Origin of the sequence: Leeuwenhoekiella sp. ZYFB001 (genome assembly GCF_011784865.1) — a bacterium.
GTDB lineage: Bacteria > Bacteroidota > Bacteroidia > Flavobacteriales > Flavobacteriaceae > Leeuwenhoekiella > Leeuwenhoekiella palythoae.
This window is the reverse complement of record NZ_CP050460.1, coordinates 2,839,333-2,854,560: the sequence shown is the minus strand read 5'-3', so window position 1 is coordinate 2,854,560 and position 15,228 is coordinate 2,839,333. Positions and strand designations below refer to the sequence as shown.

Annotated in this window: 15 protein-coding genes; 13 read left to right on the top strand and 2 right to left on the bottom strand. The window is 37.0% G+C overall.

The window, feature by feature from the left end:
• From HCN54_RS12385 to HCN54_RS12335, 11 genes are all read left to right on the top strand, one after another.
• Positions 1-1,215: a DUF5000 domain-containing lipoprotein gene (locus HCN54_RS12385; protein WP_240924884.1), complete on the top strand. Its 1,215-nt coding sequence runs from the start codon at positions 1-3 to the stop codon at positions 1,213-1,215.
• Entirely contained in the window at positions 1,199-2,473 is a 1,275-nt protein-coding gene (locus HCN54_RS12380; RefSeq protein WP_167598039.1) for a DUF4998 domain-containing protein, read from the top strand. The genes HCN54_RS12385 and HCN54_RS12380 overlap by 17 nt, the downstream gene beginning before the upstream one ends.
• A gap of 14 nt (positions 2,474-2,487) precedes the next feature.
• The gene (locus HCN54_RS12375; protein WP_167598038.1) at positions 2,488-3,939 is read left to right on the top strand and encodes a sulfatase-like hydrolase/transferase; all 1,452 of its coding nucleotides are present in this window, start codon (positions 2,488-2,490) and stop codon (positions 3,937-3,939) included.
• A 125-nt stretch (positions 3,940-4,064) separates the two neighbouring features.
• Positions 4,065-5,147 (top strand): ATP-binding protein, encoded by a 1,083-nt coding sequence (locus HCN54_RS12370; protein ID WP_240924883.1) that lies wholly within the window; start codon positions 4,065-4,067, stop codon positions 5,145-5,147.
• Positions 5,140-5,817 (top strand): response regulator, encoded by a 678-nt coding sequence (locus HCN54_RS12365; RefSeq protein ID WP_167598037.1) that lies wholly within the window; start codon positions 5,140-5,142, stop codon positions 5,815-5,817. The genes HCN54_RS12370 and HCN54_RS12365 overlap by 8 nt, the downstream gene beginning before the upstream one ends.
• A 242-nt stretch (positions 5,818-6,059) precedes the next feature.
• A complete protein-coding gene (locus HCN54_RS12360) occupies positions 6,060-6,413 on the top strand; it encodes a hypothetical protein (protein WP_167598036.1) in 354 nt (117 codons plus the stop codon).
• Positions 6,414-6,417: 4 nt separating this feature from the next.
• The gene (locus tag HCN54_RS12355; protein ID WP_167598035.1) at positions 6,418-7,755 is read left to right on the top strand and encodes a TrkH family potassium uptake protein; all 1,338 of its coding nucleotides are present in this window, start codon (positions 6,418-6,420) and stop codon (positions 7,753-7,755) included.
• 600 nt (positions 7,756-8,355) lie between these two features.
• Positions 8,356-8,697: a single-stranded DNA-binding protein gene (locus HCN54_RS12350; RefSeq protein ID WP_167598034.1), complete on the top strand. Its 342-nt coding sequence runs from the start codon at positions 8,356-8,358 to the stop codon at positions 8,695-8,697.
• Positions 8,698-8,768: 71 nt separating this feature from the next.
• Positions 8,769-9,149 (top strand): DUF6876 family protein, encoded by a 381-nt coding sequence (locus HCN54_RS12345; RefSeq protein ID WP_167598033.1) that lies wholly within the window; start codon positions 8,769-8,771, stop codon positions 9,147-9,149.
• A 12-nt stretch (positions 9,150-9,161) separates the two neighbouring features.
• Positions 9,162-9,611: a RadC family protein gene (locus HCN54_RS12340; RefSeq protein WP_167598032.1), complete on the top strand. Its 450-nt coding sequence runs from the start codon at positions 9,162-9,164 to the stop codon at positions 9,609-9,611.
• 464 nt (positions 9,612-10,075) lie between these two features.
• Entirely contained in the window at positions 10,076-10,402 is a 327-nt protein-coding gene (locus HCN54_RS12335; RefSeq protein WP_167598031.1) for a BfmA/BtgA family mobilization protein, read from the top strand.
• Positions 10,403-10,639: 237 nt separating this feature from the next.
• Here the strand turns inward: HCN54_RS12335 and HCN54_RS12330 are convergent, their stop codons facing one another.
• Together HCN54_RS12330 and HCN54_RS12325 are read right to left on the bottom strand one after the other, a co-directional pair.
• Positions 10,640-11,737: a hypothetical protein gene (locus tag HCN54_RS12330; protein ID WP_167598908.1), complete on the bottom strand. Its 1,098-nt coding sequence runs from the start codon at positions 11,735-11,737 to the stop codon at positions 10,640-10,642.
• A 2-nt stretch (positions 11,738-11,739) separates the two neighbouring features.
• The gene (locus HCN54_RS12325; protein ID WP_167598030.1) at positions 11,740-12,534 is read right to left on the bottom strand and encodes an RNA polymerase sigma factor; all 795 of its coding nucleotides are present in this window, start codon (positions 12,532-12,534) and stop codon (positions 11,740-11,742) included.
• A 1,502-nt stretch (positions 12,535-14,036) separates the two neighbouring features.
• Between HCN54_RS12325 and HCN54_RS12320 the strand changes: the two genes are divergently transcribed.
• Both HCN54_RS12320 and HCN54_RS12315 read left to right on the top strand, forming a co-directional pair.
• On the top strand, positions 14,037-14,549 hold the full coding sequence (locus HCN54_RS12320) for a HigA family addiction module antitoxin (protein ID WP_167598029.1): 513 nt from the start codon (positions 14,037-14,039) through the stop codon (positions 14,547-14,549).
• A 2-nt stretch (positions 14,550-14,551) separates the two neighbouring features.
• Positions 14,552-15,190 (top strand): nucleotidyl transferase AbiEii/AbiGii toxin family protein, encoded by a 639-nt coding sequence (locus HCN54_RS12315; RefSeq protein ID WP_167598028.1) that lies wholly within the window; start codon positions 14,552-14,554, stop codon positions 15,188-15,190.
• Positions 15,191-15,228: the final 38 nt, after the last annotated feature.

The window sequence follows — 15,228 nt, the reverse complement described above, 5'->3', positions numbered from 1 at the left end:
ATGAAAATTATGAAAAACGTACTAATTAAAAATGGTTGTCTTTTAGTGTATTTTGTATTTATCCTTTCAGCTTGCTCAAGCGACGAGAATGCAAATGAACCACTTGTAAATAATAGTAATCCACCTAATCAGGTATCTGAGGTTACTGTTGTCAATCTTGCAGGAAAGTCAGAAATCAAATATAAATTACCCGATGATCCTAATCTCTTATATGTTAAAGCTACTTACGTTTTAGAAACAGGACGTGAAATGGAAGTTAAAGCTACTTACTATAATAGAAGCGTGATGATTGATGGGTATGCTAATGCTGGTGAGTATGAAGTTAAATTGTATACTGTTAATCGAAGTGAGGTAGCCTCAGATCCTATCACTGTTACAATTAACCCAAAAGAATCAGCTTTGTTTGATGTTTTTAGAAGCCTAAAAGTTGGAGCAGATTTTGGTGGATTATTTATAGAGGCTGATAACCCTGACCGTGCTGAAATTGCCATTTTGGTTATGGAAAAAGATGATAATGATGATTGGGTAGCTAACGGTAATAGTATTTATACATCTACCAACGAAATAAACAGAAATGTCAGAGGTCTAGATACCTTAAATTATGAGCTTGCCTTTACTATAAGAGATAGGTTTCTAAATACCTCAGATACTTTATTCACAACAATTAAACCTATTTTTGAGGCAGAAATTCCCGCCGGTCAATATGCCGGATACCCATTGCCAGGAGATGCTCCAACAAATGATTTTGGCTTTGGATTAGATAGGCTTTTTGACAATAACTTTAGAGGCTGGCCTAGAATTTACATTACCGATGCTTCCCCACCAGCACCACATTCATTTACAATTGATCTCGGTCAAGAAATTAAACTTAGTAGAGTCAAAATCTGGGATTATCCACAACAAAGTTCCGGTTTATCATATTACTGGCATTTCAATATGCGCGAGTTTGAGATTTGGGGGTCAAACAACCCATCGCCGGATGGTAGTTTTGATAGTTGGGATAAATTAGGCACTTATGAAGTTATTAAACCTTCAGGTCTTCCATTGACTCAGCAAAATAATGAAGATATAGAATTTGCCCAAGACGGTTTTAATTGGCCTATACCAATCACAGCACCTAAATATCGCTATTTACGCATAAATAATTTAGAAAACTGGGGAGGTACAGGTAGACTAGCCATTGCCGAAATGCGCGTATATGGTGATCCTAGATAGGTTTAATTTAATAACAGTAAAAATGAACAGCAACATATATAATTATCTTTACAATATTTGTTTTTTTTTCGGTACACTTTTAATTCTTTCTAGCTGTGCTGAAGAAGATGAATTTCTTAAATATGTAGGCGAGGGAGAGCGAATATATTCTGGTAAAATGGATTCTGTTATGGCCTTTTCAGGGGACAACCGAATTCTATTAAGAGGTTTACTTTCTCCTGATCCAAAACTATCTTCTTATACCGTATTTTGGGCTAATAGACGTGATAGTGTTCAATTTCCTATCGATAAAAATAGAATTAATGATAGTATTAACCAGGTTATCGAAGACCTACCTGAAAATATCTATAATTTTGAGATTAGGACATATGATACAGCAAACAATAGTTCGGTACCTACTTACGTCACTGGTAAAGTCTATGGAGAGCGCTACAAGGCATCATTGCGTAATAGGCCATTAACTCAATCTTCGCTGATGGGAGATTCAGTTCAAATAGCTTTTGTAGAGGCAGATGTTACTTCTGGGATTGTGTCCACAGAAATTGAGTACAAAAATAGTCTTGGTCGTAATGAATTAATTAAAATACCACTTGAAACCTCAAGCTTGACATTACGTAATTTTATGGAAGGAAATGCATTTAAATATCGATCTGTTTATAAACCGGATTCTTTAAGCATTGATTCTTTTTTTACTGCATATGATTCAATTGTGCCATCACTCCCAATAAGCGAGCCTCCTTATCTTGAAAATTCATCACAACCCTTTAAAATAGCGAATGACTCTGGACAGCGCTATTCTACTCCTGCTTCCTGGATTCATAATACTGCAGCTTTAATTTATCACGGTAGCTATGGTAATATAGATAAGCAAGGTGGTGATGTAATGAATATGGTTAGCGGTTATGGTGGAGTTCCAGACCTCGTGAATGCAAAAATTTTTCAACGATTAAATTTAAATGCTGGAACTTATACGTATACAGTTCATACTTCAGCAGGAAATTGGAATACTGAGGACCAATTATACATATTAGCTGCTTTAGGATCAGAATTGCCAGATGTTTCGGAAATTGAAGATTCTGATAAAACCCTTGAATTCATTCAAATAAGTGAAAATATAGGAGCTATGAATAATTACGTATATCAATTTAATTTTGAACTCAGTGAATTATCTCAGGTAACTTTAGGCATTATTGCTTCTAATAAACCAGGGACTAATAAATACATGCCAATCAAAAATTTTAGTTTAGTTAAAAATTAGGAGAGTTTTAAACATTGACATATTTCTACAAATTGCTTGTATTTAAATTTTTATACTTATTAGTAATCACTCAAGCATTAGGATTTACCAGAATTACTTCGTTTAAAGAAATAAACAAAGATCCAATTGATAAAAATCCTCCGAATATCATTATCATACTTATCGATGATGCAGGATATATCGATTTTGGATTTATGGGAAGCAAAGACTTACAAACTCCTAATATTGATGAGCTTGCAGAAAGCGGGACTGTATTTACAGATGCACACGTTAGTGCCACAGTATGTGCTCCCTCTCGCGCAGGGCTAATTACTGGAAGATATCAACAACGTTTTGGTTTTGAAGCAAACGGAACTGGAGGTATTGGGTTAAGCGATGGGGTTATGACTATGGCTGATGTTTTTAAAGAGAACGGTTATAATACCTATGCGTTAGGTAAATGGCACTTAGGAAGTGATATATCAGATCATCCCAATCAGCGGGGTTTTGATGAATTTTATGGGTTTTTGGCTGGTAGTCGCTCCTATTTTCCATTAGTAAATCCAACCAAAGAAAAAATGTTACAACACAACGGTAAATGGGTAATTTTCGATGGTTATATGACTGATGTACTAGGCGATCAATCTGTACATTATGTGGAGCAAAATGGGGAGCATCCTTTTTTTATGTATTTAGCGTACAATGCCGTGCATACTCCAATGGATGCTAAGGCAGAAGATTTAGAAAAATATAAATCACATCCACGTCAAAAGCTTGCAGCTATGACTTGGTCTTTGGACAAAAATATTGGAAAATTAATAAATAAACTGGAAGACCTAAATCTTCGTGAGAACACATTAATCTATTTTTTGAGCGATAATGGCGGAGCACACAATAATCTTTCAAGTTCAGGCAAGCTTAAAGGGTGGAAAGGAAATCAGTTTGAAGCAGGTCACCGAGTTCCATTTTTCATTAGTTACCCCAAACTTTTCCCAGGAGGAAATCATTTTAAAGGACTTTCATCATCTTTAGATATTTTTACTACATCACTTGCTGCAGCGAACATAAAGAAGCCAGAACACCAAATCCTAGATGGAGTCGACCTATTGCCGTATTTGACATTCAAAAATATCGGTGATCCCCATAATGTATTATTCTGGCGTAAATTAGAACAGTCTGGTGTGCGGTTAGGAAATTTTAAAACAGTGCGGCTAGATAGGTTTGGAGTGAATCTTTATAACCTAAATAACGATTTGGAAGAAGAAGTTAATTTGGCTTTTTCACAAAATAATATTCTTAATAAACTTGAAGAAGTTTATATGGTTTGGGAACGTCAATTAATACAACCGCTTTGGGACGAAGGAGATGACTGGATGGATGTAACCTATCATATTCATAAGCGCTTGTTACAAAATAAAGAACCCATGTATAAAGATATTTGGGACGTTGGGTTTAGATTAAATCGAGAATATTACCAACATAATTGAGCATTTAACTGATTTAAAAATATTGTTTTCAGCGCTTGCTCTTCAGAATATTCTGATTTTACTTTGTCCGTTATACAATACTGTGCAAATGACTATCGAATATTGAAACTCAAATCGTTTAATCGTTGTTAATTTTAAAAACCAGGGCATATAGCCAAAGAACACAATACTTTATTGCTCTCATCGCAGTGCTTTTGGTTGGTGGTATTTGCTTTCCGTTTGCCGGTTTGATAGGGTATAGGGCTGTAGCACTAATCTTATTGTTGGTAGTTTCACTCAATGCGATTTTGTTTGATATTCTGCCGGTGATGCTTTCAGCACTGCTAAGCGCATTGTTCTGGAACTTCTTTTTCATTCCTCCTATATGGTATTTGCAAATAGCAACTCCAGAAGATGCCTTAATGTTTTTAATGTATTTTGTTATTGCTTCTATCAATGCGGTGCTTACCTACAAAATAAGGCAGGTAGAGCGTAATGAAAGAGATCAGATAGAAAAGGAAAAAGCAATTAAGCTTTACAATACACTTCTTAATTCACTTTCTCACGAACTTAGAACACCAATTGCAACCATTATAGGCTCTTTGGATACCCTACGAGACCAGCAGATTAAGCTCTCTACAACTAATCGCGAAGCTTTATATACAGAGATTGAAATTGCAAGTTTTCGTTTGAATAGGCAAGTTGAAAACCTTTTGAGTATTAGCAGGCTAGAAGCAGGTTTTATTCAACCTAAATACGACTGGATAGATTTGAACGAGCTTATTTTTAAAACGGTCAAGCTTAGCAAGGATGATGGTTTTACACACCAAATTTTAGTGAATACTCAAGACGATATGCCACTAGCTAAACTTGATGCCGGACTTTTAGAACACATTCTTTATAACTTAATTCATAACGCCCTTCAGCATACCCCCAAACAATCAATTATCACGATAGACCAAACGATTAGTTCAACTCATTGTATAATTACAATTTCAGATAACGGATCAGGTTTTCCGGAACACGAGATTGATAAAGTCTTTGAAAAATTCTATCGTATTGCCAATACATCGGTAGGAGGAACGGGATTGGGCCTTTCTATAGTAAAAGGGTTTACTGAAGCTATGAATGGAAAGATATATCTAAAAAATAGGAAACAGGGTGGTGCGCAATTCACATTAGAAATTCCTTGTGAATTCTCTAATAGTTTAAATTTGGAACATGAATAAGGCTGAAATACTGGTAATAGATGATGAACCACAAATTAGAAAGCTTCTTCAAATCAATCTGGAGAGTCATGATTATAAAGTACTTAAAGCCTCAACTGCAAAAGAGGGCTTAATCTTAGCAGCGAGTCATCCTCCAGATTTGATTTTACTGGATATAGGCTTACCAGATAAAAGCGGTCATCAGGTACTTCAAGACTTACGCGAATGGTATACTCAGCCTGTTATCATCCTTTCGGTAATTGATAGTGAAGATGATATTATTGCAGCCTTAGATAATGGAGCAACAGATTATTTAACCAAACCTTTTCGAACAGGTGAATTATTAGCAAGAATTCGGTCGGCACTTCGAAGATCTAACCAATCAGAAAATAATGCTGTTCTATCAATAGGTAATATTACTCTTGACCTTGTCGCAAGGTCTGTAATGCGTAATGATATACCTATTAAACTTACCGCTACCGAATATAAACTACTCTGTCTATTCGCTAAGAATGAAGGGAGAGTTTTAACTCACCAATATCTTCTTAAAGAAATTTGGGGTATGGGTTACGTGACAGAAACACAGTACTTACGCGTATTTGTAGGTACGCTTCGTAAGAAAATTGAAGAAGACCCTAATAATCCTTTACATATACTTACAGAAAGTGGCGTAGGGTATCGTTTTCAATAATCTTTATAAAATCTTTATCTCAGCCTAGCCAACTTTGATTTTTTACTTATCAGTTTCCCTTGAACTTTGTGTCGTAAATAACGCAGTAGAAAATAGGGAGTAACTTTCTTAAGAGATACTTGATTAAAAGGATCGCTGAAAACAGTCAGCACCTCTAAATAATCCATAAACTGTTTAAGACGTATTTCTAGTATTCTACGACAAAACCTAACTGACTTTTAAGAGGTCCTAAAAGGTGTTTCATGTCGAATAGATTAATCATATCTGAAAAAATAGCACATACGCTTATTCAAGTCTGCCAAGATGTTAGGGAATTCTTACGCTTGAGTGAGTTGCACGCAGAGCCAGTTAAAATCAATCTAGGACTTGCTCTGTTTTCTGAAGAATCTTTCGGAGGGATCATCGAGTTTCTAAACACTGAAAATAAGACTGAGTTCATAAATAAAACACAGTTGATAATAAAGCAAGTTGAAATGTTGCGCAAGCACTACAAAGAGCTCATCGGAGACCCCGGTCATAAAGATAAAATTCAAGCACAACTTTACGAACTCAAATACCATTTACAAGAACTAATTATGGAGGTTCAAGCAATCTAATACTATGAAAAATCTACTAAAAAGATACCGTAAATTTCAATTAAGATTATCACCACAGCAAAACTTACTGTATGGTTTTTTAACCTACACAGTATTAGGTTGGGCTTTATTATGTATACCTTTTTTTCATAAACAAACCATTTCTGCTTTAGATAATTTATTCATAGCAACCTCGGCGATCTCAACCACCGGATTAGTTACAGCAAGTGTTTTTGATACTTATAACGGGTTTGGCCAATTTGTGGTACTGCTGTTATTTCAAATAGGAGGTATTGGGTACATGACCTTTACGTCGTTTATTTTATTATCCAGAAAGAGTCCCCTTACTCATTGGCATCAACGCGTGCTTAGTGCAGAATTCACCATGCCCAAAGGTTTTGAAATTAAAGACTTTTTAAAGTCTGTAATCATGTTTACGCTAATTATAGAAGTGGTAGGAGCCTTGTGTTTTTATATCGCATTCACGCAAGCAGGAGTTGATCACAACTTTGCAATTTGGAGCAGTATTTTTCACAGTGTTTCGGCATTTTGTACTGCAGGATTTGGTTTGTATAACAATAGTTTCGAGCAATTTGCAGGAAACACTTCAATAAACATAATCATATCAACTCTTGCGATTTGTGGCTCTTTAGGGTTTATAGTAGTGACAGACCTGTGGAATAAGATTACACGGAAATCTCATCAAATTACTTTTACAACCAAAATCATATTTGCAGCTATTACACTCTTGCTTACCCTTGGAACTTTAGTCATCTACTTTTTTGAACCTACAGTAGTTGCTTTAGAAGAAAACAGATTGATGGCTTCCTTTTTTCAGTCGATGACAGCACTTACGACGGTTGGGTTTAATACGGTGCCTATAGGTAGTTTCTCGCTAAGCGCCTTACTTACCACAATCTTACTAATGTATGTGGGAGCCTCTCCTTCAGGTACCGGTGGAGGGTTAAAAACAACCACATTAACTGCTTTAATCGCGGTGATTTGGAATCGAATACGTGCGAATAAGCAGGTGACATTTTTTGGGAGAGTAATACCAAAAGAGCGTCTTTCGGTGGCAACTTCAACCTTTATTCTCTATGCGACAGTTCTCTTTGCGGCTACTTTTTTACTGACCTTGACAGAGGACTTGACTTTGGAACAAATACTTTTTGAAACAACTTCTGCAATAGGAACTGTAGGTTTGAGTACAGGCATCACCGGCACTCTAACATCCTGGGGTAAAGTAGTACTTATCTTTGTAATGTTTGTTGGTAGGTTGGGGATACTGACTTTTGGCCTAGCCTTGCTCGCAAGACGAAAGAAAATAACCTCAGTAGCAGCAGAAAGTGATCTTGCAGTTTAAGTAGCTGGTTCTATTTGTATATCGATGATATGTACTTTACTATCACAACTTAATTGACTTTTTATTTTAATTATCAGGATAAATTCTGATTTAAGCACTGTTTTAATGTTTATAACCCTAAGCTGATAGATCGAAAAGTTCTATCAGCTTTTTTAGCTTTATAGAGCATAGAGAAAGCAGCTTTGATTATTATAGTTTAATTCCCCTTCTCAAGTTTTAAAACTTCTCTCGTTAGCTTTTTGAATTCCCTTAAGCAGCATCGCTGTACTTCTCTTTTTTTGAAAGCAAAATACCAATAGTTTGAAGTTAGCCGGACAGCATAACCGCTCGTGCCTCGCTTTTATATGTCCTTACTAATTCAAACTCTTGAAAACGTATCAGCAACAAAAAAAGGGAACAGCGATAGGCACTAATGGAAGTAAATCAAAAAGAAATCTTATGAAATCAGTTCAAAACATCAAAAGAGAAGCGGAATCAAAAACCTTAAAAACAAAAAAGGGAAACGCTCAGGATAACATAAGTAAATCATTTTTTAAAGATACAAACGCAAACTGTCCAAAAGGTTTGGGCAGCATTTTAAATCATCTAAATACTAGAGTTATGAGTACACTAAGAAATCAAGTTCAGTTAATCGGAAACGTAGGGCAAGAGCCTACACTAACGACCCTAGAAAGCGGTAAAAAAGTGGTGCGCTTTTCACTGGCGACCAATGAATTTTACAAAAATGCCAAAGGCGAAAAAACACAGGATACCCAGTGGCACACCATTGTGGCGTGGGGGAAGACCGCCGAGCTTATTGAGAATTATGCACCCAAGGGCAAAGAACTGGCATTGACCGGAAAACTTAAATCCAGAAGCTATACCGATAGTGCAGGGCTTAAACGCTATGTAACTGAAGTAGAAGCTTCAGAAATTGTATTACTGGGAAGTAAAGCCGAGTAAATCACTAAAAAAAGAGGGCGAAGATGTTCCACTATTAACGCCCTCTAATTATTCACTTTAAATAACTTAAAATGAGCGCACAAAGTAAACAATTAATAGAACAGCTACAAGGGTTTTCTGGGAGTGCAACCTGTTATAAAATACCCCTTGTAAAAGCAAAATATACCGAGGGTATTCAATACCTCGCAGAACAAGCCCAATGTCACTGGCTAGTTACGGACACCGCAGTAGTGTGTAAAAGCCTTAAAAACAAGAGCAACTTTATTGTGATTCTTTTTAAACGCAATCCTAAGAGCGTACAAGAGCGGACTCATAAAGAGGCGAAGATCACCTATGCTGATGGTAACGGAACCATTCTATTGGAACAGGAATACGAGTACACAGACTTTCCTTTAGATGAACTACGACTGTTTTTTGTAGATGATATGTTGATGCTCCCTAACGAATATTAAATCCTAGAAACTATGGAAACACGTATCAATGAAATTAGTCTTAGTTATAGACCAAAACGCAAGGCGGAGCATTGGCCGCAAATTAGTTCTTCTTCACTAGCCGCCCACGTGATTTATCAGAATTGGGACCAAAACACCATTGCCGTTTATGAATCCTTTAAAATCGTATTGCTTAATAATAGCAACAAAATAAAAGGTATTTATCAGATATCTGCAGGAGGAATCACAGGCACCTTAGTGGATCTTAGATTGCTTTTCGCAGTAGCTTTGAAATCTTTATCCGTAGCACTAATCTTAGTACACAACCACCCGAGTGGAACCCTAAGACCTAGTGAAGCCGATAAGCAGCTGACCCGTAAAATAAAAGCAGGTGGCGACTTTTTAGACATCAAAATTTTAGACCATATCATCATCAATCCCAAAGGGGACTACTATAGTTTTGCTGATGAAGGGATTTTGTAAAAACAGCTAACCGTATCAAAGGCCTCTAACTAGTTAGAGGTCATTTTTATGAAATATCGATAAGAGTTTTTTAAAAATAAAGTATCTTTAAAAGGCTGGATCACAGCAACTAAATTATGTAGGTATATCCCTTTTTTGACTTTCGCTGATAACCTACCTATACCATTTTACATACCAGAAATTATTTCCTCGACGCAAAAAATGGACCATTTTAATGCAATCGAAAATGGAATCCGTTGGTTTGAAATTTTGTTCGCCTGGGGCGAACGAAAAGGAAAAGCAAGAGGGTAACCCGCTGCGCGAGGTTATACAGCTCATTTTTGTTTGTAAACAACTGTTTTTAAGTGAGTTGCGTGATTCTTGTAAAGTATTGAAAACAACTGCTTTGTAGCGATTTTCCGTGAAACGCTTCAAAGCCCTTATAAACAGGGCGAGTGATTATCCTAATCTTTAAAAATCTAGTGATGCCTAAACGATTTTCCCGAATAAATTTTCACACCGAAACCGTGGAGCGCTTTAAAAAGTACGCCCTAGCAAATGATGCGAATTATACCGAAACCTTGGAGGCTATTTTGGACTTTTTTGAGCGGAATTCCATCAGTCCGTTTGAGCCTTTTGATGATTCTAAACAGCGCTTGGAAACACTAATCAATAAACGCATGGATGGGGTAGAAGCTATATTACGAAGAATAGAAACCGAACAAACCAAACCAACCAAAGCACTATTGGATCAACTTTTTAATCAACAGGAAGAGAAACGACCCAAGCTTGTTGAGCGGAAATTTAGGTAGATGAACAAGTTTGTTCTACGTTTATAATTCAACTCTTTAAATGGATAGTTCGCTCACATCCATTGTAAAAGTTTTTGAATTTTATGTCGTTTATCTGTTTATAACACTCCCTGTTTATTTAATCTTTAAGGGAAGGGTTGTATATGCTGCCTGCATTTAGTGAGTGCTATTAAAATACCTCACCTTACGGGTGTACAAGCACCCTCAGACCCTAAGGGCCAATTATTTATTTTCGTATCAATCGATAAGTAATTCAATACCTGCTTTTTTGGCTTTGTATTCTATTTTCTTAGTCAATTCATAATAATTCCAGTTTCTAAGCACAAAACGTTCTTGCTGTGCTGCCTTGATCTTAGCTTCCTGATTGAGCAGAATTAAGGTGCCGGCTTGTTGTTTGATACAAAAATCAATGAGCTTTCGGCTGTACACGTGTAAGCGGTTACTTACGTAGTTTTTTTCCAGTTCGTAAAATTTTTCTACTGCTTTAGTTTTGCGTTTAAAGCCTTTTCCCGGTCTGCAATAGGTGGCTCCGCTTTGGGCTCTTTTTTGAGCAGCCTGCAGGGCTAGCCTTCTGTATAGAAATTCCTCTCTGTTGCCAATACGAAGTGTAGCTTTTCCGGATTTCACAGTGATAGGATATTCAAGGGATAAAGAAGCTTCCGCAATTACTTCCGGTTTCAGGTTATGTATTTCTTTTTCGAATTCAAAGGTGGCTAACCAATAAATTTTTTGCTTCTTGAGTTGGATTCTAGAAGTACATAGTTTGATTTTGCCCGAGACTAACTGTTCCAGCAATTTTCGTTTATCGGTATGATCCTTCCCTAAATAGGTTTTTAAGGGAATGGAAAACAAACTAAAACTAAATGCTTTTTGGTCTTCGTTATAGAATAATCCATGAATGGCTACCGGCCCAAAAGGAAAAGAGATATTCCTTTTAAAATTGGCAAGCGCGCGTTCTCCTTTACTATATTCCGACAGGTTGTTACGAAAGTTATTGATTATGGTATTGTTCAGGTTGGCTAAAATATTAGTAGGGATTTCCCCTTTAAAACGATCGGATACCACCCGGTATGTGCAGTTCATTTTTGACCTATTGAGCATGCCGTCTTCCACTTTTTTTTCATCCGCTAACTTATAGCGTATTCCTTCTGATAAGTAAAAGAATTCTTTGACCCGTTCCTGTATGTACAGATGTGAAATAATGAGATTGGCCGCTCTAAAGCTTCTGTTCTGCCAGCGGTAGAGCGTGTCGTAGACCTCCTTCTTTTCCTCTTTGGTAGGCGCATTTACCTGTAGCTGGATCTTTCGGGTGAGTTTTATCGTTTCTTTTCCCATGACTAAGCGCATTGTTGTTGATTTTGTTTATGCTGTAACAGTTTATAGGCAGCCATAAATTCCTGATGTACTTCCCGTATAGAAAGGTTTAGCTCCTTGGAAATGGCTGCAAAGGAATACTGCTTTTCTGTACGAAGCTGCAAGACTTTTTTCTGTTTGCGGGTCATTTTAGCCTGAGCCTTTAATGCCCGGATCGGTGTGGTTTTAGCTTCCGGTGTACTTCCGTTAGTAATGATATTCTTAATATCTTTAATAGCACCTTTTACTTCGATACTGGTTTTAGCAGTGCTGGTTCCCATTGCCTGAGCAATAGCTTTATATTGAAAGCCGTATTTTAAGCACAGTTCCACCAGAAGCTTTCTCTCACTGCTTAGTAAGGGAAGTACCTTTTGAATTTGGTCTAAAGCCTTCTGATCTGCTTCCTGTCTTTGTAGGTGAGCAGCTTCTTCATCCTCGTCATAGCCGCCTAAATAATCCTGATAATTCTCTAAATAGTCTAATCTGCTTAGGTTGCGTTGAAACGCATTTCGGGGCTTGCTATACTGGTAAATGCATTCGCTTTTCATTACAAAGTGTACGAACGCATTTAGATGTTCTGGAGATTGTATGCGATCCCTTTTTTCCCATAAGATGAGAAAGGTATCCTGAAGGATATTTTCAACTGCATAGACATCCTTAAGTATGCTCCTGCCCATCCAGTAGACACTATGGTAATACTGCCTGTAAATCGCTTTAAATGCGTGTGGACAACCATTTTTATAGGCATTGTAGTGAGTATCAAGTTGAAATCGTTTCATAAGCTAAGTGTTCTGTATTCCGTTTACATTCTATTCTTTTTAAGGGCGTTTCGGTTTAGGCTGTGTTTGCCGGGAACCGGCTTCAGCATTTAGGCTCCAAAAGGCTTTATGGCGCGGTAACGCATCCTCTATACCTGGCGTAGCATCGTTTTTTAATACTTCATAGCTATTTTAGGTAAACCAATCGTTTGAGTTAAGCTCAAGCCTTCCCGCCGGACTCCAATCACAACCGGGAAGGTTTTTGAACTTAACAGCTTCTCTTTTTCGCAGAACCTAGGGGCTGCAGCACTTTTTTATGGCTAATTCACCGGTGTGCTTAAACCTACCCGGTATAAGCCCAGGCCGCTGTTAAAGCGGCATTTCCCACCCAACTACAGGTTACTTGGTAGGGAAGCAACCCATAACCCACGGGTGACTTAGCGGATTATGATGTTTACCCGGAAACACGAGCTTTGTGCATAGGCAGTAGTGCTTTTACTGTTCGTTAACTACAACTCATACAAGTTGCCGGCCACTATGGCCTATATGATGTAGGGGAAAAAGGGTGCGAAGCTTGATAGAGAAGAAACAATGGCTCTGAACGTGAAGTAGTGGGCCTAATACAAAAAGGCGCAGGTCTCAACTTATTGAATCAAGGTACTGGTATACCGCGCAACAATAAGCGAGAGCCCACGCCCGGGTCGTGAGCATCCCTGCTTATCCTCTCGTTGCTAAAAATTACCAGTTTTTGATTCGAGATTCAAAGCGAATGCTTCTAATATGTTATGCTAAGAAGTTTCGCAAATATATAATTATGAGTCAAATATAGTATTCTTTTATTTAATGCGGAAGATCTTCCGCATTAAATTTTGATTGATACTTTTCCTTTGTTATGTATGAACATCAATTTTCTCATAAGTAATGCCATTTCCGAATGGATTAAAGACGCCAAATCAAACCGAGATTTCGGACTTAATCATGACATTGATGAGAAAATTGTAAGAAGAATTCTTGACGAGAAGGAATATCGTATTCCCGTAGAGACACTTAAAAAGATTTGTGATGCGCGTCAAATAAAACTATCGGATTTCTTTTCCAAAATCGGAGAATAAATTTTATATAACTTCATACTCTATCATGGCCTTTGAGTGGGCTTTGCCTGAGGGATGCTATGCTGATGACCCGTCCTGAAATAGCTATACAGATAATGGAAGCTATTTGATCGTTTATACAAAATTCAGAGGAAAAAATGCATTCGGCACTTTAGTTGTTAACACTATTCAAGCGACAGTAGATTTAAAAGGAAATGTGTTAGAAATAAAATAACCTTTGCTAATAACTACTCGATCGTTTGGAAGTTATGTCCTATCTCTTGAGAAAACTTGTTACCAAAATTAAAATTGAAAAGGATAGGGACTGTTTTAATGCTATTTATAAGCGCTATTTAATAGGTAAAGTAGGTGGTGGTTTTAAGTAAACATTTTTGTTTACTTTATTTGCTATCTTTGCTGAAAGTTTTTGCAATGCTACCTGATCTTGATAAAATAAAGGGCGTACATCCCGGAGCTGTTTTAAAACGTGCTTTAAAAAAAAGCGGGATTACCGCAAGTGATTTAGCGCGAACTATTAATGAGCATAAACAAACCATTAGCGCAATTTTAAACCGGCGAAGAGCAGTAAACGCGAAACTATCTATTAAGTTTGGAGAGGTTTTTAGCGTAGAGGCAGATTACTTTATGCTCCTGCAAGCCAGCTATGATGTGCAGCAACAAGTTGCGGCAAACTATAGGAGAATTCCCAATCTCAATCATTTTAGAAAAGCGCTCTTTTGGGATACTCAATTAGAGCAAATAGATTGGGATAAAAACAAGCGTGCTGTAATACAACGCGTACTTGAGCGCGGAAACGGAAAAGAAATACAAGAGCTTCTTGCATTTTACGGGAGACAGACTGTTAAGAAGATTGTTCAATCGATCAAGAAAAGTTATTTACCCTCTTTTGAAGAAAATCTCAAGAATTATAATCTTATTGAGTAGCAATGGAACTTCAGTTAAATACGGTATCTGAATTGCTGTGGAATACACTCCAGAAATTGATGGAGATTCAAGAATTACATTCATTTAGATTAGTAGGAGGTACCGCATTAAGTCTTCAACGGGGTCATCGAGAGTCTATTGATATTGATTTGTTCAGCGATGCCCCATATGGAAGCATAGATTTTGAAAAAATTGAATCTATTCTTAGAGTTACTTTTCCATATTTTAGTAGCTCTTCTGAGCTTGTGGGACTTGGTAAATCTTATTTTATAGGGAATACCGAGGATGACTTGGTAAAATTGGATTTATTCTATACAGATCCTTTTGTATTTCCATTAATTATGGAACAAAAGGTTCGTTTTGCTAGTGTTCAAGAAATAGCTGCAATGAAATTTGAAGTTGTAGGGCAAGGAGGCCGCAAGAAGGACTTTTGGGATATTCATGAGCTTCTCGAAAGTTATACGTTGAATGAACTGATTGGTTTTTACCTAAAGAGATATCCTTACAACTTATCAAAAGAGGAACTGATGAATAAGATTGTTGACTTTTCTTTAGCAGAAGATGATTTTACGCCTAATTGTTATAAAGGTAAAATTTGGGAACTGATTAAATTGGACCTTGAAGAACTAGTTGAAATATAATTTTAAATGAGCATTTTTGCAGACAGGCTTGTTGTTTT

Excerpts from the sequence above, each read along its gene's own strand:
- HCN54_RS12350 (WP_167598034.1), top strand. The coding sequence starts at position 8,356 with ATGAGTACACTAAGAAATCAAGTTCAGTTAATCGGAAACGTAGGGCAA.
- HCN54_RS12330 (WP_167598908.1), bottom strand. The coding sequence starts at position 11,737 with ATGGGAAAAGAAACGATAAAACTCACCCGAAAGATCCAGCTACAGGTA.
- HCN54_RS12365 (WP_167598037.1), top strand. The coding sequence starts at position 5,140 with ATGAATAAGGCTGAAATACTGGTAATAGATGATGAACCACAAATTAGA.
- HCN54_RS12340 (WP_167598032.1), top strand. The coding sequence starts at position 9,162 with ATGGAAACACGTATCAATGAAATTAGTCTTAGTTATAGACCAAAACGC.
- HCN54_RS12380 (WP_167598039.1), top strand. The coding sequence starts at position 1,199 with ATGGTGATCCTAGATAGGTTTAATTTAATAACAGTAAAAATGAACAGC.
- HCN54_RS12325 (WP_167598030.1), bottom strand. The coding sequence starts at position 12,534 with ATGAAACGATTTCAACTTGATACTCACTACAATGCCTATAAAAATGGT.
- HCN54_RS12355 (WP_167598035.1), top strand. The coding sequence starts at position 6,418 with ATGAAAAATCTACTAAAAAGATACCGTAAATTTCAATTAAGATTATCA.
- HCN54_RS12315 (WP_167598028.1), top strand. The coding sequence starts at position 14,552 with ATGGAACTTCAGTTAAATACGGTATCTGAATTGCTGTGGAATACACTC.
- HCN54_RS12385 (WP_240924884.1), top strand. The coding sequence starts at position 1 with ATGAAAATTATGAAAAACGTACTAATTAAAAATGGTTGTCTTTTAGTG.
- HCN54_RS12345 (WP_167598033.1), top strand. The coding sequence starts at position 8,769 with ATGAGCGCACAAAGTAAACAATTAATAGAACAGCTACAAGGGTTTTCT.
- HCN54_RS12360 (WP_167598036.1), top strand. The coding sequence starts at position 6,060 with ATGTCGAATAGATTAATCATATCTGAAAAAATAGCACATACGCTTATT.
- HCN54_RS12335 (WP_167598031.1), top strand. The coding sequence starts at position 10,076 with ATGCCTAAACGATTTTCCCGAATAAATTTTCACACCGAAACCGTGGAG.
- HCN54_RS12320 (WP_167598029.1), top strand. The coding sequence starts at position 14,037 with ATGCTACCTGATCTTGATAAAATAAAGGGCGTACATCCCGGAGCTGTT.